The organism is Arthrobacter sp. SPT-J7 (assembly GCF_059089965.1).
The window spans coordinates 1-15341 of record NZ_JBNHFF010000056.1; the positions used below are offsets into that span (position 1 = coordinate 1).

The following is a 15341-nucleotide window of genomic DNA, read 5'->3' on the forward strand; positions in this document are numbered from 1 at the left end:
GCGGCTGCGCAGGAGGCGCTTCTCCACTGGCGCGAACACCAGCAGCTCGATCAGGATGCCGACGGCGAGGATCAGCAGGATCGCGGCCATCACCACTGACATATCGGACAGTTGCCGGCCTTGGTCCAGCAGCGAGCCCAGGCCGAAGCCGATGGTGCCGCCCACGGCGATGATTTCCGCGGCCATCAGGGACCGCCAGGAGAACGCCCACCCCTGTTTGAGACCGCTGAGGTATCCGGGAAGTGCGGCGGGAAGGATGATCTGCAGCGCCATCTGGAGCCGTGACGCGCCCAGGACAGTTCCCACGCGCCGGTATTGCGGCGGGATCTGGTCCACCCCGGAAATGAGCCCGTTGATGATGGAGGGGATGGCGCCCATAAAGATGACGAAGTACACAGTGGCGTCGGTGAGGCCGAACCAGATGATGGCGGCAGGCACCCAGGCCACGGAAGGCAGCACCTGGAGGCCGGAAATCAGTGGGCCGAAGGCACGGCGAAGCGGAGCCACCTGGGCAAGCAGCAGCCCAACTGGAGTAGCGATGGCCACACTGATCACAAAGCCAACCAACCCCCGCTGCATGGAGGTCCAGACGGATTCCTGAAGTTTCCCTTCGCTCCAGAGGACCCCCATCTGGGTGACCACGTCCATGGGGCCGGGCACCAAGTCGCGGCGCTTCACCCCGAGCGCGACGTAGAACTGCCAGATGAGGACCAGGACCACCAGAGCCGCGATAGGCAGGAGCACCCGGCTCCAGTCGATCCGGTGCTTGCGGTCGGCGTCGGACTGCAGCGAGTCAAGGCCGGATTCCAGTTCCCGGAGGTCCTCTTTGCCCGTAGAGGTGCGGGTCAGGGCAGCGTGGACGTGCCGGGCTTCCGCGGGTTCGGCAGGGGCTTCCGCCAGGGGGGTTTGGTTACTTGGCATGGCGGCGAATCTCCTCACGCAGCCGGGCGGTGATAACCCCGGTCAGCTGGCCGGCAAGCCCGGCGTCGGTTCGGTGTTCCTCCGTGACTGCCCATTCCTGGACAACGCGGCCGGGGCGCGAGGACAGCAGCAGCACGCGCTGGCCCAGCCGCACGGCCTCGCGGACGTTGTGGGTCACGAAGACGATGGTGCGCCCGGTTTCCTTCCAGATGCGCTCGAGCTCGTCATGCAGGAGGTCGCGGGTGATAGCGTCCAGGGCGGCGAACGGCTCGTCCATGAGGAGCAGCTGCCGGTCCTGCGCGAGCGACCGTGCCAGGGACACCCGCTGGCGCATGCCGCCGGACAGCTCGTGCGGGCGCTTGTCCCCCGCGGTGGCAAGGTGCACCAGTTCGAGGAGTTCCTGCGCCTTGGCCTTGCGCTGGGCCTTGCCAACACCGCGGAGCTTCAGGGCCAGCTCGATGTTCTCACGGGCTGTGAGCCAAGGGAACAGGGCGGCGTCCTGGAACATAAAAGCGGCACCGTCGCTGGGGACTTCGAGGGCGCCCGACGTGGGCGCCTCCAGACCCGCCATGATGTTCAGCAGGGTGGATTTGCCGCAGCCGGAGGCACCGAGGAGGGCAACGAACTCGCCCTTGCCGATGTTGGCATTGACGTCGTCCAGTACCGGGGCGCCGTCGCCGAAGCGCTTGCCCAGGTGTTCCAGTACGACTGGCATGGTGCCGTCCTTAGGTAGTGGTGAAAGGGGTCAGTCCTGGCCGAGGCCGGCGGCCGGGATCCGTGGGGTGCCGCCGCCGGCGATGACGCCGTTGAGGGGGCGAAGATCGAAGAGGCCGTTGATGTCGGCCTGCTTGGTGGTCCCGGCCTCCACCCCGTCCTGCAGCAGGCGGGGGTAGCTTCCGGCCAGCGGGTCGAGGGTGAACGTGATGTTGGCCAGGGACCGTGCGAGGACGTCCTCGGCCAGGGCTGCGCCGGCAGATTCTTGCAGGGCCGAGTTGATGACGGAGGCCTTCTGCGCGGCCGGGGCTTCGTTCAGCCAGGCCACGGACTTTGCGTGGCCCGCGAGCAACGCCTTTACGGTGTCCGGGTGGTCGGCCGCGAACTTCTGGTTCACGATCAGGACGGTTGTGGGAAACTCGCCCGGCTTACCGGTGCTGCTGCCATCCCAGAGGTCCTTTTCGTCCACCAGTACCTTTGCTCCGGCCTGGAGCACCAGCCTGGACGCCCACGGCTCAGGCAACCACGCGCCGTCGAGCTTCCCATCCTGGAACAACTTCAGCGTCTGGGCATTTTCCGTGGGGTTGATGGCGACATCACCGCTGCCGTCGACGTTGGTCTTATACCCCTGGTCCGTAAGCCAGGCGCGCAGGGCCACATCCTGGGTGCCGCCGAGCTGTGGCGACGCGAGAGTTTTGCCCGCGAGGTCCGACGCGGATGTGATGCCAGGCCTGACCACCAGTTGGGCACCTCCGGCGGCAGCTCCGGCCACGATCCTGACGGACTCACCCCGGCTCTGCACAAAGGAGTTGATCGCCGGATTGGGGCCGATGTAGGCAGCATCAATGGCGCCAGCATTCAGCGCCTCGATAGCCGCGGGCCCAGCGTTGAAAGTTTCAGTGCTGAGGGCGGTATCGCCAAGGGCTTCAGCCAGGAAGCCTTCCTTGATGCCTACCAATGCGGGCGCGTGCGTGACGTTGCCAAAGTATCCGAGCTTCAGGTCCGCTGCGGGCGTGGGTTCAACAGCCTGCGCCCCCGTGTTGCGCGACACGGTCGACGCCACCACTGCCCCCACCACGATCAGCAGGACCAGCCCAACGGCCAGGGCAGCCTCGATGGCACGCTTGCGCTTGGGAACCGCGCTTTCGCCTGCCACGATGCGAGTCATCCCGGGCTTGGAACTAGTCATTGTTTCACCATAGGGAGTGGCCGAAAGCCGTTCAATGAAGCGGAAACGGGGGGTCACGCGGGTTCATGTGGCGTCATATTTCGACGACAGCGCCCCACCACTTGTGGGCGGCGGAATTCCCATGGATGCAGATTCGAGTACTCACTACTCGTGCCTCGCCATCCGCCGCCACGTAGCGTCCACTAAAAGTCCTGCTGGGAGGCACACAGCTGTTTTGACTTCAGGGGCACGTCATGGGCATTGCGCTAGGCAGGCGACGGTTATGCCATCGGGCTGTGCCCGGTGGGCAGGCTGACCGCGGGGGGCAACAGTGACCCAGGGTGACGGCTACGCCCCCCTCCTCAATCCTGCCGTGCTGGAGAGGCTTCGCGAGGAGCTGGAGGGCGATGAAGGAGTCTGGCGGATTTTTGTGCAGAACTTCATCGGCCATCTTCCCGAACGGATTGAGCGGCTGCGGCAGACCCTGACAACCGGGGACTTCAGAGGAGCAATGGACGCAGTGCTCAGCCTCAAAACATCCAGCCAGATGGTGGGCGCTGAACGCCTCGCCGGCATGGCCTTGGACCTGGAAGGGGCGCTTCGCAACGAAACCCGGTACACCGACGCAGCCGTTGCACTTCCCCGGCTGGCTGCGGGGTACCTGCGGCGGATCAAACAGTGCGGCCGGCAAACTACGTACCTGCTGCAGGCCACGCTTAAGCAGAGGCGGGACCTCAGCTGACGCCCGGTCAGAGCTGGCCCCGGAGCCCGGCAGGGACGCCGCAGTTCCGGTGCCTCGCTCTTTTGACCGGATGTTTTTACCCCGTTAAGGTCGCCCCACCTGTCTGTTGACCTTGCCTTCGTAGGTTCTGGGTGTGACCAACAACCAGGTGCTTACCGCTCTGCAACTTCCACGTAACCTTCCGGACGACAGCACGCGAACCGATTCCCTCACTGCGGGTTTCGCGGTCGTCGGCCATCGCGGGGCCATGGCTCTTGCACCCGAGAACAGCGCGTCATCGTTCCGCCAGGCTGAAGCCGCCGGCGTTGACGAAATTGAACTGGACGTCCGCGTTACTGCCGACGGCGTCCCCATCGTCCTTCACGATCCCACCCTTGAGCGGTTGGCAGCGGGAGGGCCTTACCTGTCCACGCCCGTGACCCAGCTGACGCTGGCCCAGCTGCACGAGGTTCCGTTCAATTCGGGACAGCCCGTTTTGACGTTCGCTGAAGTCCTCGAGCTGACCAACGTCACGCTCCAGGTGGAAATTAAGGACCCGGCCGCGGTGCCGGCTCTGGCCGCGCTGCTCGCTCAGGTCCCGGCATGCACCCGCCGCATCAAGTTCTCCAGTTTCCTCCCGGAGGCACTTTTCCTGCTTGCTTTGCATCTGCCTGCGGTTCCCCGTGGCCTCATTGTCAGCAGCTTTCCAAGGACGCGGCGGCAACAGGAGGAACTGGAAGACGTCCTTATCATCACCGGCGCCGGCACGCTGTACACGGGATTCGAGCACCTCACTCCGATGCATGTGGAACAGCTGCACGCAGCGGGCCTGGAGGTCCACGTCTGGCCCCTCACGTGTTCCGGCGACCTGGACCGGGCGCTGGAGTTGAAGGCCGACGGCGGAACGGCTGACAACCCGGGCCAGGCCAGGGCGTGGCTGCAGTCGGCACGGACGCGGGCTGCAGCGCCGGCCGTTGCGGCATCCTGACGCAGGCAGCGAAAGACGAGCAGCTCGAGCCTGTCAGTTGCCTTTGACGTTGATCAGCTGCCGGAGTTTGTGCCGGACCGTGACCAGGTCGGCGGCGTCCTGCATCACCTGGTCAATCGACTTGTAGGCAGCCGGAATCTCATCGATGAAAGCCTCGGATACTCGGAACTCAATTCCCCGCATGGCCTTCTTCAGCTCCTCCAGGGAGAACGTTTTGCGGGCAGCGTTGCGTGAGTATTCCCGGCCTGCCCCGTGCGGTGAGGAGTTCAAGGATGCGGGGTTGCCACGTCCTTCCACCACGTACGACGCTGTCCCCATGGAACCTGGAATGAGTCCGGGATCGCCTGGCGCGGCTTTGATGGCCCCCTTCCGCGACACCCAAAGGGACCTGCCGTAGTGCGTCTCCTGCTGTGTGAAGTTGTGATGGCAGTTGATGCGCTCGCGTTCCTGCACCGAACCGCCCACCCAGTTGCCGAACTGCGTGCTGACGCGGTCCATCATTTCCTCCCGGTTCAGCAGGGCGAAGTGCTGGGCCCAGCGGAGCTCCGCGATGTACCGGTCGAACTGGGGTGTGCCCTCGTCGAGGTAGGCGAGGTCCGGGTGGGGCAGGTGGATCTGGTTCTTTCGCGAGACGTGCTGGGCGACGCCGATGTGGTGCTGGGCGATCTTGTTGCCTATGCCGCGCGAGCCGGAGTGCAGGAACAGCCACACGTCGTCAGCCTCGTCTGCGCAGACTTCGATGAAGTGGTTGCCCGAGCCCAGGGAGCCCAACTGCAGCTCCCACTTCGCAACGTACTGGGCGGGGTTGAAGCCTGCCTTTGCCGCGAGTTCCTTCAGTTCCGTAATCCTGCGTTCGGCCGTGGGGAGCACTTTTCTGTTGTTGTGCCCGGCGGACAGCGGAATCACCCGCTCGATGCCTTCGCGGAGCTTCTTGCGGTCCTTCGGCAGGTCCTTCAGCGAGTACTGCGTCCGGACGGCGATCATGCCGCAACCGATGTCCACTCCCACGGCCGCGGGGATGATCACGTGCAGCGTGGGAATGACCGAACCCACAGTGGCGCCCTTGCCCAGGTGCGCGTCGGGCATGAGCGCCAGGTGCGGATAGATGAATGGCAGCGTGGACGTCATCACGGCCTGCTCCCGCGTCTGGCCGTCCAGAATCGAAGCCCAGTTCAGCAGCTTGCTGTTGATGGTTTCCATGCAGTGCCTCCCACTGGCAGCTGAGGGCTGTCGTGTTTCCTAGGCTAACCCCACCCGCCCAGCGCACAGGGTGTTCCACCACCAAGGAGACCAACCATGGTGGACGTCCAGACTGAGATCCTCATTCGCAGGCCGCGCGCCGAGCTAGCGGAGTACGTGGCCGACCCATAGCGGGGCCGCACAGCCACGGGTTCGCCTGAAACGGAACGAGGTCGCCGTAAGGATACGGCGACCTCGGGTGCTTCCTGCGAACTCGGCGAAATTAGATGCTGTAGCGCTCGTCCTCGTGGTCGCCCGGGTGGTCCTTGACCAGTCCGGCGGCCAGCGTGTTGCCGTCCAGCGGGTCAATGACCAGGAAGGCTCCGGTGCGGCGGTGGTGCAGGTAGTTTTCCAGCGGCAGCGGCGCGGCGAGCCGGAGCTGCGCGTGCCCGATGTCGTTCAGTTCCAGGGTGGACGCCGGCTCCAGCTTGAAGGACGCCAGGTCCAACTTGCCGCCGACGTTGCGCACCAAGGCCTGGACGGTGCGGGTGCCATGTTTGACCAACACCTTGGCGCCTTCGCGGAGCGGCTTCGGAGACAGCCAGCAGAGCGAGGCGTACAGGTCCGCCGAAGCTTCGCGGACCGTACCTGCAGCGGCGATGGTGTCACCGCGGGCGACGTCGAGTTCCTCGGCCAGGCGGATGGCGACGGACTGCGGGGCAGCCGCTTCCTCCAGCGAGGCGCCGGCAAAATCGATGCCTACCACCGTGGTGGTGCGCGGATCCTGGCCCGGGGTCAGGACGGAGACCTCGTCCCCCACCTTGACCGAGCCTTCGGTGATCTGGCCGGCGTACGCGCGGTAGTCGCGGTAGTCCTCCACGTCCAGTCCGCCGGCGACGGCGTCGGGAGCAAGGGCGCCCTGCGGCCGGATGACCAGCTGCACCGGAAAGCGGAAGCTCTCCAGGTGGCTTTCCAGCTCGTCGGCGGCCGGAAGGGTCTCGAGCACCTCGAGCAGCGCGGGCCCGGTGTACCAGGGGGTACGCTCGGAGCGGTCCACCACGTTGTCGCCGTCGAGCGCCGACACGGGGATGACCGTCAGATCTGCGATTCCGCCTGCATTAAATTCATCCCGACCGAGGCCCAGCTCGCGGCCCACCTGCTGCACGTCGGCTTCGATCTCGCGGAACACGGACTCACTGAAGTCCACCAGGTCAATCTTGTTCACGGCCACGATCACGTGCGCCACGCGCAGCAGCTGCAGTACGGACAGGTGCCGGCGGGTCTGCTCCAGGACACCTTTGCGTGCGTCGATGAGCACGACGACGGCATCCGCGGTGGACGCGCCGGTCACCGTGTTCTTGGTGTACTGCACGTGCCCGGGGCAGTCGGCCAGGATGAAGCTGCGGCGGTCCGTGGCGAAGTAGCGGTAGGCCACGTCGATGGTGATGCCCTGTTCACGCTCGGCACGCAGGCCGTCGGTCAGCAGGGCGAGGTCGATGCCGCCCTTTTCCCCGCCAAAGCCGCGGTCCGCTGAGGTGCGGGCAACGGCGTCGAGCGTGTCAGCCAGGATGGCCTTGGAATCGTGAAGGAGGCGGCCCACCAAGGTGGACTTGCCGTCGTCCACCGATCCTGCGGTGGCGAACCGGAATAGGGTAGTTGGCAGGGCCGTTTCGAGGCCACCGGCCGCGCCTGACAAAACCGTGTCGGTGCTCATTAGAAATACCCGTCCTTCTTGCGGTCTTCCATGGCTGCCTCGGAGATGCGGTCATCTGCACGGGTGGCACCACGTTCGGTCAGGGTGGAGGCAGCGACTTCAACCACGACGTCGGCCACCGTGTACGCGTCGGACTCGACGGCGCCGGTGCAGGACATGTCACCCACGGTGCGGTAACGGACGGTCTTGGTGATGACTTCCTCATGCGCGAGCGGCTGGGACACTTCTCCCACTGCGCGCCACATGCCGTCGCGGGCGAAGACCTCGCGCTCGTGGGCGTAGTACAGCCCCGGCAGTTCGATGTTCTCGCGCTCGATGTAGCGCCAGATGTCCAGCTCGGTCCAGTTGCTGATGGGGAACGCCCGGACATGCTGGCCCACGGTGTGACGGCCGTTGTAGAGGTTCCACAGCTCGGGGCGCTGGTTGCGCGGGTCCCACTGGCCGAACTCGTCGCGCAGGCTCAGGATGCGTTCCTTGGCGCGGGCCTTGTCCTCGTCACGGCGGCCGCCGCCGAAGACGGCGTCGAACTTGTTCTGCTGGATGGCGTCCAGCAGCGGGACGGTCTGGAGGGGGTTGCGGGTGCCGTCGGCCCGTTCGGCGAGCTCGCCGCGGTCTATGAACTCCTGGACGGAGCCGACGACGAGCTTCAGCCCCAGCCGCTCGACAGTACGGTCCCGGAAGTCGATGACCTCGGGAAAGTTGTGCCCGGTGTCCACGTGCAGCACCGGGAACGGGACCTTGCCCGGCCAGAATGCCTTGGTGGCCAGGTGCAGCATCACCACGGAGTCCTTGCCGCCGGAGAACAGCAGCGCGGGCTTCTCGAACTCGGCCACCACTTCGCGGATGATGTGGATGGCCTCGGACTCGAGGGTGTCCAGGCTGCTCAGTCGGGTGGAGACGGCGGAGTCAGTCACCTGCGTTATCTCCTCGGTTAGGGAAGTGCTCATACGTGTAGTCCGCATTCTGTCTTGTCGGAGCCTGCCCAGCGGCCGGCGCGGGGGTCGTCACCCGGAGCCACCTTCCGTGTGCAGGGCTGGCAGCCAATGGAGGGGTAACCCTGGGAAAGCAGCGGGTTGACGGGCAGGAGGTTGTCGTCCGAGTACTGGACCAGCTGCTCGAACGTCCAAGCAGCCACCGGATTGACCTTGACCAGGCCGTTGGCCTCGTCCCAGGTCACCAGCGGGGTGTTGGTGCGCGTGGGAGCTTCCTCACGGCGGACGCCGGTGAACCAAACTTCGTATCCTGACAGCGTGCGGCGCAGCGGGGCCACCTTGCGCAGGGCGCAGCACTGGGCGGCGTCGCGCGCGAAGAGGTCCTTGCCCAGAAGCCGGTCCTGCTGCTCCACCGTGTTCTCCGGGAGCACGTCCACCACGTTGACGCGGAGGTTTGCGGCCACCTCGTCCCGTGTGGCGTAGGTTTCCGGGAAGTGGTAGCCAGTCTCCAGGAACAGGACGTCGACGCCGGGCAGCTGGTCCGCGACCAGGGCGGGCAGGACGGCGTCGGCCATGGAGCAGGCGACGGTGACCGAGGGCAGGTCGAAGTTTCGCTCCACCCAGGCGATCACGTCACGGGCCGGGGCGTCCCAGCCGAGCTCGGCAGCGCCTGCTTCGGCGAGGGCCTTCAGTTCTTCCTTGCTGCGGAGCTTCGGAACGGGCGCAAGCTCAGCCACTGTCGCCTCGACCTGCGCTGATGCATCAGCCGGCGCAACCACCGGGTCTACTCCAAGTGCATGCTTGCTCACTGGAGTGCCTCCTCGTCTGCTGCGTGCGCCCATTCGGCGAAGGTCTGGCCCTCGGCGCGCTGGGCCACGAAGGTGCGGACTACGCGCTCCACGTAGTCGGGCAGGTCGTCAACGTAGACCTTAAGCCCGCGGACGGTGCGTCCCAGGCCCGCCTCCTCGCGCTCGTTGGAAGCCAGCCCGCCGCCCAGGTGGACCTGGAAACCCGGCGAGGGGTCGCCGTCGGGCGTTGGAAGCATCATGCCCTTAAGGCCAATGTCCGCGGTCTGGATACGGGCGCAGGAATTCGGGCAGCCGTTGATGTGCAGGGACAGCGCGTGCGGCAGTTCGCCGGATTCGGCGAGGTCGGCCAGACGGCGTTCCAGCTCGGCCACGGCGGTGGCGGCCGTGTGCTTGGTTTCCACGATGGCCAGCTTGCAGTACTCGATGCCGGTGCAGGCGATGGTGCCGCGGCGGAACACGGACGGGCGGGCGGACAGGCCCAGCGCGTCCAGTTCGGCCACCAGGGGCTCCACCTGGTCCTTCGCCACGTCCAGGACCACCAGTTTCTGGTGCGGCGTGGTGCGCAGGCGGTAGGAGCCGCGGGCCTCCAAAGTGTCGGCCAGCTTGACCAGGCTCGCGCCGGACAGGCGGCCGGCCAGAGGGGTGGCGCCAATGAAGAACTTGCCGTCCTTCTGCTCGTGCACGCCGATGTGGTCGCCCGGGGTGGTGGGCTTGGGTGCGGCGGGGCCGTCGGCCAGCTTGTAGCCCAGGTACTCGTCCTCGAGGATCTGGCGGAACTTCTCCGGACCCCAGTCAGCCATCAGGAACTTCAGGCGGGCCTTGGTGCGCATGCGCCGGTAGCCGTAGTCACGGAAGATGCTGGTGACGCCGAGCCACACATCCGCTGCCTGCTCCGGCGTCACGAAGGCGCCCAGGCGTTTGCCGAGCATCGGGTTGGTGGAGAGTGCGCCGCCGGCCCAGAGGTCGTAGCCGATACCCAGTTCGGGGTGGCGGACACCCACCAGGGCGAAGTCGTTGATCTCGTGGACCACGTCCTGGCTGGGGTGGCCGGTGATGGCGGTCTTGTACTTGCGCGGCAGGTTGGACAGCAGCGGGTTGCCGATGAACCGCTCCCCCAGCTCCTCGATCAGCGGGGTGGGGTCAATGATTTCGTCCTTGGCGATGCCGGCCACGGGCGAACCGAGGATGACGCGGGGCACGTCGCCGCAGGCCTCGGTGGTGGAGAGGCCAACAGCTTCCAAACGGGTCCAGATCTCGGGGATGTCCTCCACGCGGATCCAGTGCAGCTGGATGTTCTGGCGGTCGGTGAGGTCGGCAGAATCCCGCGCGAAGTCGACCGAGATCTGGCCAATCACGCGCAGTTGCTCGGTGGTGAGCGCACCGCCGTCGATCCGCACGCGGAGCATAAAGTACTTGTCCTCGAGCTCGTGCGGCTCAAGCGTTGCGGTCTTGCCGCCGTCGATCCCGGGCTTGCGCTGGGTGTACAGGCCCCACCAGCGGAACCGGCCGTGCAGGTCCTGGCCCGGAATGGCGTCGAAGCCCTCTTTGGAATAGATGGACTCGATACGCTCGCGCACATTAAGGCCGTCGTCTTCCTGTTTCCAGGTTTCGTTGGCATTCAAGGGCGTTTTGCCGTCCACTTTCCACTGCCCGTGCGGCTTCGCGGCGGGGCGGGACGTGCGGGCCGGGCGCTTCGGGGCGGCGGTGTCCGCGGACGCTCCGGCTAGAGCTGTATCAGTCATGCATCGACTGTAGGTCCCGCCCGAATAGCGTCACAAAGGCCCGGAAACGCTAAGTCACCTAGGGAAATATTTCGTCACGAAACGCCGGACCGTCTTGAAGAAGCCATCCCGCTGTGCATCCGGCCGGGCTTCCTCCGGGGCTGCGGCAGGCTCGCTGGAAAGTGCCCCAGAGGCTGATTCTGTTGCTTTTCCGGTTGCGGTCGAGTGGGCCTTCGCGACGGCGGCGTCGTACCTTTCCAGCGCGATCTCGGCGAGCACCGGCGACGGCAGCAGCGGTTCGGTCACGAGGTCGGCCCCCGCCTTGGCGAGCTGGTCGTGGAAGTAGCCCGGCGCAAGGAGGTAGGAGGCAATCACCACCCGCCCGCCAACGTCCACGGCCCCTGCGGACTCCCCCGCCCCGGCACCCCCTTCCAGTTCCTCACGAAGCATGGTGACGGCGTCGGGCACGGACGGCTTGGCGGACGCACCATAGGCGGCGACCATCCGGTTGGGCCGCAGCTCCTGGAGCTGGCCCAGCAACTCCTCGACGCTCACAGCTGCCTTGGGGTTCGACGAGCCCGCGGCGGCCAGGACAATCACGTCGCGGTCCGTCACACCGGCTTCGCGCAGGCGCTGGTCCAACAGTGCGGCAAGGCGCGGATCCGGTCCGAGCGGGGCCGCGGCCGCACTGCCCGGGCGGCTCTTTACGGCCCGCGCGATGTCCACCTTCACGTGGTAGCCCACGCTCAGCAGCAGTGGCACCACCACCGCGGACTCCCCCTCGGGCAGGCCGGCAACAACATCCACCAGGTCCGGCTGCTGGACATCCACGTAGGCTTCGCGGACGTCAAGACCCGGGCGGAGCGCTGCGATGGCGTCCCGCAGGGCATTGACCTCAACGGCGCCTTGTGTGCTGGATGTTCCATGGGCGCAGGCGATCATGATGGGGCTGTTCATAGGGGCTAGCGTAACGTTGGAGCCGCCCTGTCTGCCCTCCTTGAAACCGCCGGGACGCTCAATGACATTCCCTTTTGCCATCGCCCTGGTATGGCTGGACCTTGTTGGTGTCTTTTTCTTCGCTGTCTCGGGATCCCTCCTGGCTGCCCGGAAGCAGTTCGACATTGTGGGATCGCTCCTGCTGGCCTCGCTCGTGTCCCTGGGCGGCGGCGTCATCCGCGACATCATCCTCGGCGCGACGCCCCCCGCGGCTTTCAGCAATCCCGCGTACCTGGTCCCGCCGATGCTGGCCACCTTCCTGGTGTACTTCCTGTTTTCCAGCGTGGAGCGCTTCACGTCGCTGCTGGTCCTGTTCGACGCCGGCGGACTGGCACTGTTCTGCATCACGGGCACTTTGAAGGCGTTGTCTTTCGGCGTCAATCCTGTGGCGGCCGTCCTGCTCGGCGTCACCACAGCCGTGGGCGGGGGGCTGTTGCGCGACATCACCGCAAACGAGGTGCCCCAGTTGTTCAACTCCCGGGACCTCTACGCCCTGCCGGCCTTCAGCGGGGCCGCCCTGACAGCTGTGCTCTGGGTCACCGGATCCTTGAACGCGGTGACCGCTTGTGTGGTGGCCGCCCTCGTTTTTGCCTTCCGGGTGGTTGCCTGGCGGCGCTCTTGGTACATCCCGCTGGCCGTCAACGGATGGCACCGGGCAGGGGCTGACGGCGGCTAATCGCGGGCCCGCGATTAGCTAGGATATGAACCATGACTGACATGTTCCTCGAGAAATTCCGTGCGCTTGTTCCGAAGTATCTCGAAGACGAATGGCAGGAAGATGACGGGCTGTCTCCCGAGGAGCTGGACAAGGCCCTGGCCGACCACCAATTCCAGATTCCCCTGGTCCTCCGCGAGTTCTATCTGGCCATTGGCGGCTGCGAGGACCTGATGGAGGCCTACCACTACTTCTGGGACCCGGACGAGCTCGAAGTCGACGACGAAGGCTTCCTGATGTTCCTTGAGGATGAAGAAGAGGAATACACCTGGGGCTTCCGCGTAGGCGACCTCAGCGTCCCGGATCCCATCGTGTACCGCCGCAACAACGCCCGCGGCCAGTGGAAGTCCGAGGAAGGCACATTCTCCGAGTTCGTGTTCGACATGTTCGAATGGGCCTTCGAGGACGAGGAAGGCTAGGGCCTTTTCTTGGTTTCCCGAAGAATCTCCCCACCTTTGGGAGTCCGCACTAACGAGTCCCGATACTTCACACTCTGCGGGGGGACACGTTCAAACAGTCTTTGACACGGACAGTAACAACAGACTTGCGTCTTATGACAAACCTGTCATAGACTATTCACGGATCCGCTAAACGCCTCCGGCGGGTCTGATGCGAACGGAGAGATAGCCTCGGTTCTCAGCAACGTATGACTCGTATCGTTGCTGCGGACCGGGGCTGTCCCGTTTAACAGCTACTCCCCGACTTCGTTGAGGACCGGACGGTCTAGAGGAGCGGCCAGGGTTGCCCACACAAGAAGAAACCCGGCGCCACCCATGGAGCCGGGCTTCTACACGACAGGAGCTAGCTGGCCCGGTCCACCACGGCCAGCGCGAAGTTGGACAGCGATTCTTTGACCACACCTTCGGGCAACGGGGCCAGGGCGGCAATGGCCTCATTCGCCCACTCGCGCGCCACAACCCACGACTCTGCAGTCACCGGGTGCTCACGCAGTCCCGCCACCGCCTCGGCCAGGGCTGCATCGGAGGTCAGGTCGCCGTCGATGAGCTTGAGAAGTTCGAATGCGGATTGGTCACCATCTGCAGCGGCCCGGCGCAGGAGCAGCACCGGCAGCGTGGGAACACCTTCGCGCAGGTCCGTCCCCGGGGACTTGCCGGACTTGACCTTGATGCCGGTGACGTCGATGACGTCGTCGGCAAGCTGGAATGCCACGCCCACCTTCTCGCCGTACTCCACCAGGACCGACTCGTAGGCGGGATCGGCTCCGGCAAAGATTGCGCCGAGCTGGCCTGAAGCCGCAACCAGGGAGCCGGTTTTGTCCGCAATGACAGAAAGGTAGTGCTCCAGTGGATCCTCGTCCGGACGCGGCCCCACGGTTTCGTGCAGCTGGCCCAGGCACAATCGCTCGAAGGTGCGGGCCTGGATGCCCAGCGCCCTTGAGCCGAGTTCGGAGACCAGGATCGAGGCCCGGGCAAAGATCAGGTCACCGGTGAGGACTGCCACCGAGTTGCCCCACACTTCGTGGGCAGTGGGAGCGCCGCGGCGGAACGGAGCGGAGTCCATCACGTCGTCGTGGTACAGGGTGGCGAGGTGGGTCAATTCCACCACGACGGCGGCCTGCACCACGGCGGGAAGCGATGCGTCGCCAAGGTGGGCGCAGAGGAGAGTCAGCAGAGGCCGGATGCGCTTGCCGCCGGCCTCCACGAGATGGCGCGACGTTGCGTCAGCCAGCGGATCCGAATTGGCGATGGCCTCGCGGAGCTTCTTCTCCACGCGGGCCAGATTGTTGGTGATGGCGGGACCCAGCTCAGCATCTCCGGCGATGGCGGCGAAGCCGGCGGGCAGCTGCAAACCCGTTGCGATGGCGGTGGTGTTGAGGCTGGGTTCGGACTCCGGCAGGCCGTGTCCGGCGTGCGTCCAGCTGTGGTCTGCGGGGGTGTTCACTGGTTAACCCTAACTTTTTGTTGCGGATACCGCTGATTCGAAGCCGACTGGGTATTGGATGTGGCCGGAACCAGCGACTCCAGGACCCGGATCACCCGGTCCTCGAAGCCCTTCGCCGAGGGGTCCGTGAGGTTGGCCAAAAGCCGGACCACAAACCGCATCAGCACCGGGATGGGCATGCCGGTCCGCAGCGCGAGCTTCATGACCGCGGGCTTGCCAATCAGCGCGGCGAAGGCCCGCCCCAACGTGAAGTGCGATCCCCACTGGTCCCGCACATACTCCGCGTACCGCGAGAGGTGCGCGTCGGCGTCGTACGTTCCGCCTGAGGAGGCAGCGCGAGAGGAGGCGTCGATGATGAACTCGGCCGCGAACCGGGCAGACTCCATGGCGTACGAGATGCCCTCGCCGTTGAACGGGGAAACCATCCCCCCTGCGTCGCCCAGCAGGAGCATTCCGGGCGAGTAATGCGGCGTGCGGTTAAAGCCCATGGGCAGTGCTGCGCCGCGGATGTCCCCAACCTGGTTCTCCGGCGTGAAGCCCCACTCGGCGGGCATCCCGGCGGTCCACTCCCGCAGGACCTGCTTGTAGTCGAGCTTGCCGAATTCCTTGGAGGAGTTCAGGATGCCCAGGCCCACGTTGGACGTGCCATCGCCGACGCCGAACACCCAGCCGTAGCCCGGCAGCAGCTTGCCGTCGCGGCCGGGGAGCTCCAGCCACCCTTCCATCCAGTCGTCGTCCGTGCGCGGCGAGGTGAAATAGGTGCGGACTGCCACCCCGAGCGGGCGGTCGTCACGCTTTTGGATCCCGAGCGATACGGCTGTACGGGTGGAGTTTCCGTCGGCGGCGAGTACGACGTCGGCA

At 65.7% G+C, this 15341-nt stretch carries 15 protein-coding genes; 4 read left to right on the forward strand and 11 right to left on the reverse strand.

All coding sequences use genetic code 11. The features are described 5' to 3' along the window. The 3 genes from AC5RWX_RS22140 to AC5RWX_RS22150 form a co-directional block, all read right to left on the reverse strand. Positions 1–921, reverse strand: a 921-nt coding sequence (locus tag AC5RWX_RS22140; protein WP_494098457.1) for an ABC transporter permease, incomplete at its 3' end; no start/stop codon positions are given. After that, positions 911–1636 carry an ABC transporter ATP-binding protein gene (locus AC5RWX_RS22145; RefSeq protein WP_494098458.1) on the reverse strand — a complete coding sequence of 242 codons (726 nt, stop codon included), beginning with the start codon at positions 1634–1636 and terminating at the stop codon, positions 911–913. The genes AC5RWX_RS22145 and AC5RWX_RS22140, both read right to left, overlap by 11 nt. Before the next feature lie 30 nt (positions 1637–1666). Further along, the gene (locus AC5RWX_RS22150; protein ID WP_494098471.1) at positions 1667–2803 is read right to left on the reverse strand and encodes an ABC transporter substrate-binding protein; all 1137 of its coding nucleotides are present in this window, start codon (positions 2801–2803) and stop codon (positions 1667–1669) included. A gap of 331 nt (positions 2804–3134) precedes the next feature. Between AC5RWX_RS22150 and AC5RWX_RS22155 the strand changes: the two genes are divergently transcribed. Both AC5RWX_RS22155 and AC5RWX_RS22160 read left to right on the forward strand, forming a co-directional pair. Next, positions 3135–3545: an Hpt domain-containing protein gene (locus AC5RWX_RS22155; RefSeq protein WP_494098459.1), complete on the forward strand. Its 411-nt coding sequence runs from the start codon at positions 3135–3137 to the stop codon at positions 3543–3545. A 247-nt stretch (positions 3546–3792) separates the two neighbouring features. Next, entirely contained in the window at positions 3793–4512 is a 720-nt protein-coding gene (locus AC5RWX_RS22160) for a glycerophosphodiester phosphodiesterase (RefSeq protein WP_494098460.1), read from the forward strand. A gap of 33 nt (positions 4513–4545) precedes the next feature. Here AC5RWX_RS22160 and AC5RWX_RS22165 read toward each other — a convergent pair whose 3' ends face one another. From AC5RWX_RS22165 to AC5RWX_RS22190, 6 genes are all read right to left on the reverse strand, one after another. After that, a complete protein-coding gene (locus AC5RWX_RS22165) occupies positions 4546–5712 on the reverse strand; it encodes an RtcB family protein (RefSeq protein WP_494098461.1) in 1167 nt (388 codons plus the stop codon). Between the two features lie 262 nt (positions 5713–5974). Beyond that, entirely contained in the window at positions 5975–7405 is a 1431-nt protein-coding gene (locus tag AC5RWX_RS22170; RefSeq protein WP_494098462.1) for a sulfate adenylyltransferase subunit 1, read from the reverse strand. Beyond that, positions 7405–8352, reverse strand: coding sequence for a sulfate adenylyltransferase subunit CysD (gene cysD / locus AC5RWX_RS22175; protein WP_494098463.1), 948 nt, complete (start codon positions 8350–8352; stop codon positions 7405–7407). The genes AC5RWX_RS22170 and cysD overlap by 1 nt, the downstream gene beginning before the upstream one ends. After that, complete coding sequence (locus tag AC5RWX_RS22180; protein WP_494098464.1) at positions 8349–9146, reverse strand: phosphoadenylyl-sulfate reductase; 798 nt, start codon at positions 9144–9146, stop codon at positions 8349–8351. Before AC5RWX_RS22180 ends, cysD begins: the two co-directional genes overlap by 4 nt. Next, positions 9143–10888: a nitrite/sulfite reductase gene (locus AC5RWX_RS22185; RefSeq protein WP_494098465.1), complete on the reverse strand. Its 1746-nt coding sequence runs from the start codon at positions 10886–10888 to the stop codon at positions 9143–9145. Before AC5RWX_RS22185 ends, AC5RWX_RS22180 begins: the two co-directional genes overlap by 4 nt. Positions 10889–10942: 54 nt before the next feature. Continuing rightward, positions 10943–11824, reverse strand: coding sequence for a sirohydrochlorin chelatase (locus AC5RWX_RS22190; protein ID WP_494098466.1), 882 nt, complete (start codon positions 11822–11824; stop codon positions 10943–10945). A 61-nt stretch (positions 11825–11885) separates the two neighbouring features. Between AC5RWX_RS22190 and AC5RWX_RS22195 the strand changes: the two genes are divergently transcribed. Continuing rightward, positions 11886–12539 (forward strand): trimeric intracellular cation channel family protein, encoded by a 654-nt coding sequence (locus tag AC5RWX_RS22195; RefSeq protein ID WP_494098467.1) that lies wholly within the window; start codon positions 11886–11888, stop codon positions 12537–12539. 32 nt (positions 12540–12571) lie between these two features. After that, positions 12572–12997, forward strand: a complete 426-nt coding sequence (locus tag AC5RWX_RS22200) for a hypothetical protein (protein WP_494098468.1) — start codon at positions 12572–12574, stop codon at positions 12995–12997. Positions 12998–13379: 382 nt separating this feature from the next. Here AC5RWX_RS22200 and AC5RWX_RS22205 read toward each other — a convergent pair whose 3' ends face one another. Both AC5RWX_RS22205 and AC5RWX_RS22210 read right to left on the reverse strand, forming a co-directional pair. Further along, positions 13380–14480, reverse strand: coding sequence for a polyprenyl synthetase family protein (locus tag AC5RWX_RS22205; RefSeq protein ID WP_494098469.1), 1101 nt, complete (start codon positions 14478–14480; stop codon positions 13380–13382). Next, positions 14477–15341: geranylgeranyl reductase family protein (locus AC5RWX_RS22210; protein ID WP_494098470.1), on the reverse strand; the 865-nt coding region annotated here is incomplete at its 5' end. The genes AC5RWX_RS22205 and AC5RWX_RS22210, both read right to left, overlap by 4 nt.

Coding starts and splice junctions, on each gene's coding strand:
- AC5RWX_RS22195 (WP_494098467.1), top strand. CDS start 11,886: ATGACATTCCCTTTTGCCATCGCCCTGGTATGGCTGGACCTTGTTGGT.
- AC5RWX_RS22145 (WP_494098458.1), bottom strand. CDS start 1,636: ATGCCAGTCGTACTGGAACACCTGGGCAAGCGCTTCGGCGACGGCGCC.
- AC5RWX_RS22200 (WP_494098468.1), top strand. CDS start 12,572: ATGACTGACATGTTCCTCGAGAAATTCCGTGCGCTTGTTCCGAAGTAT.
- AC5RWX_RS22165 (WP_494098461.1), bottom strand. CDS start 5,712: ATGGAAACCATCAACAGCAAGCTGCTGAACTGGGCTTCGATTCTGGAC.
- AC5RWX_RS22185 (WP_494098465.1), bottom strand. CDS start 10,888: ATGACTGATACAGCTCTAGCCGGAGCGTCCGCGGACACCGCCGCCCCG.
- AC5RWX_RS22150 (WP_494098471.1), bottom strand. CDS start 2,803: ATGACTCGCATCGTGGCAGGCGAAAGCGCGGTTCCCAAGCGCAAGCGT.
- cysD (WP_494098463.1), bottom strand. CDS start 8,352: ATGAGCACTTCCCTAACCGAGGAGATAACGCAGGTGACTGACTCCGCC.
- AC5RWX_RS22160 (WP_494098460.1), top strand. CDS start 3,793: ATGGCTCTTGCACCCGAGAACAGCGCGTCATCGTTCCGCCAGGCTGAA.
- AC5RWX_RS22190 (WP_494098466.1), bottom strand. CDS start 11,824: ATGAACAGCCCCATCATGATCGCCTGCGCCCATGGAACATCCAGCACA.
- AC5RWX_RS22170 (WP_494098462.1), bottom strand. CDS start 7,405: ATGAGCACCGACACGGTTTTGTCAGGCGCGGCCGGTGGCCTCGAAACG.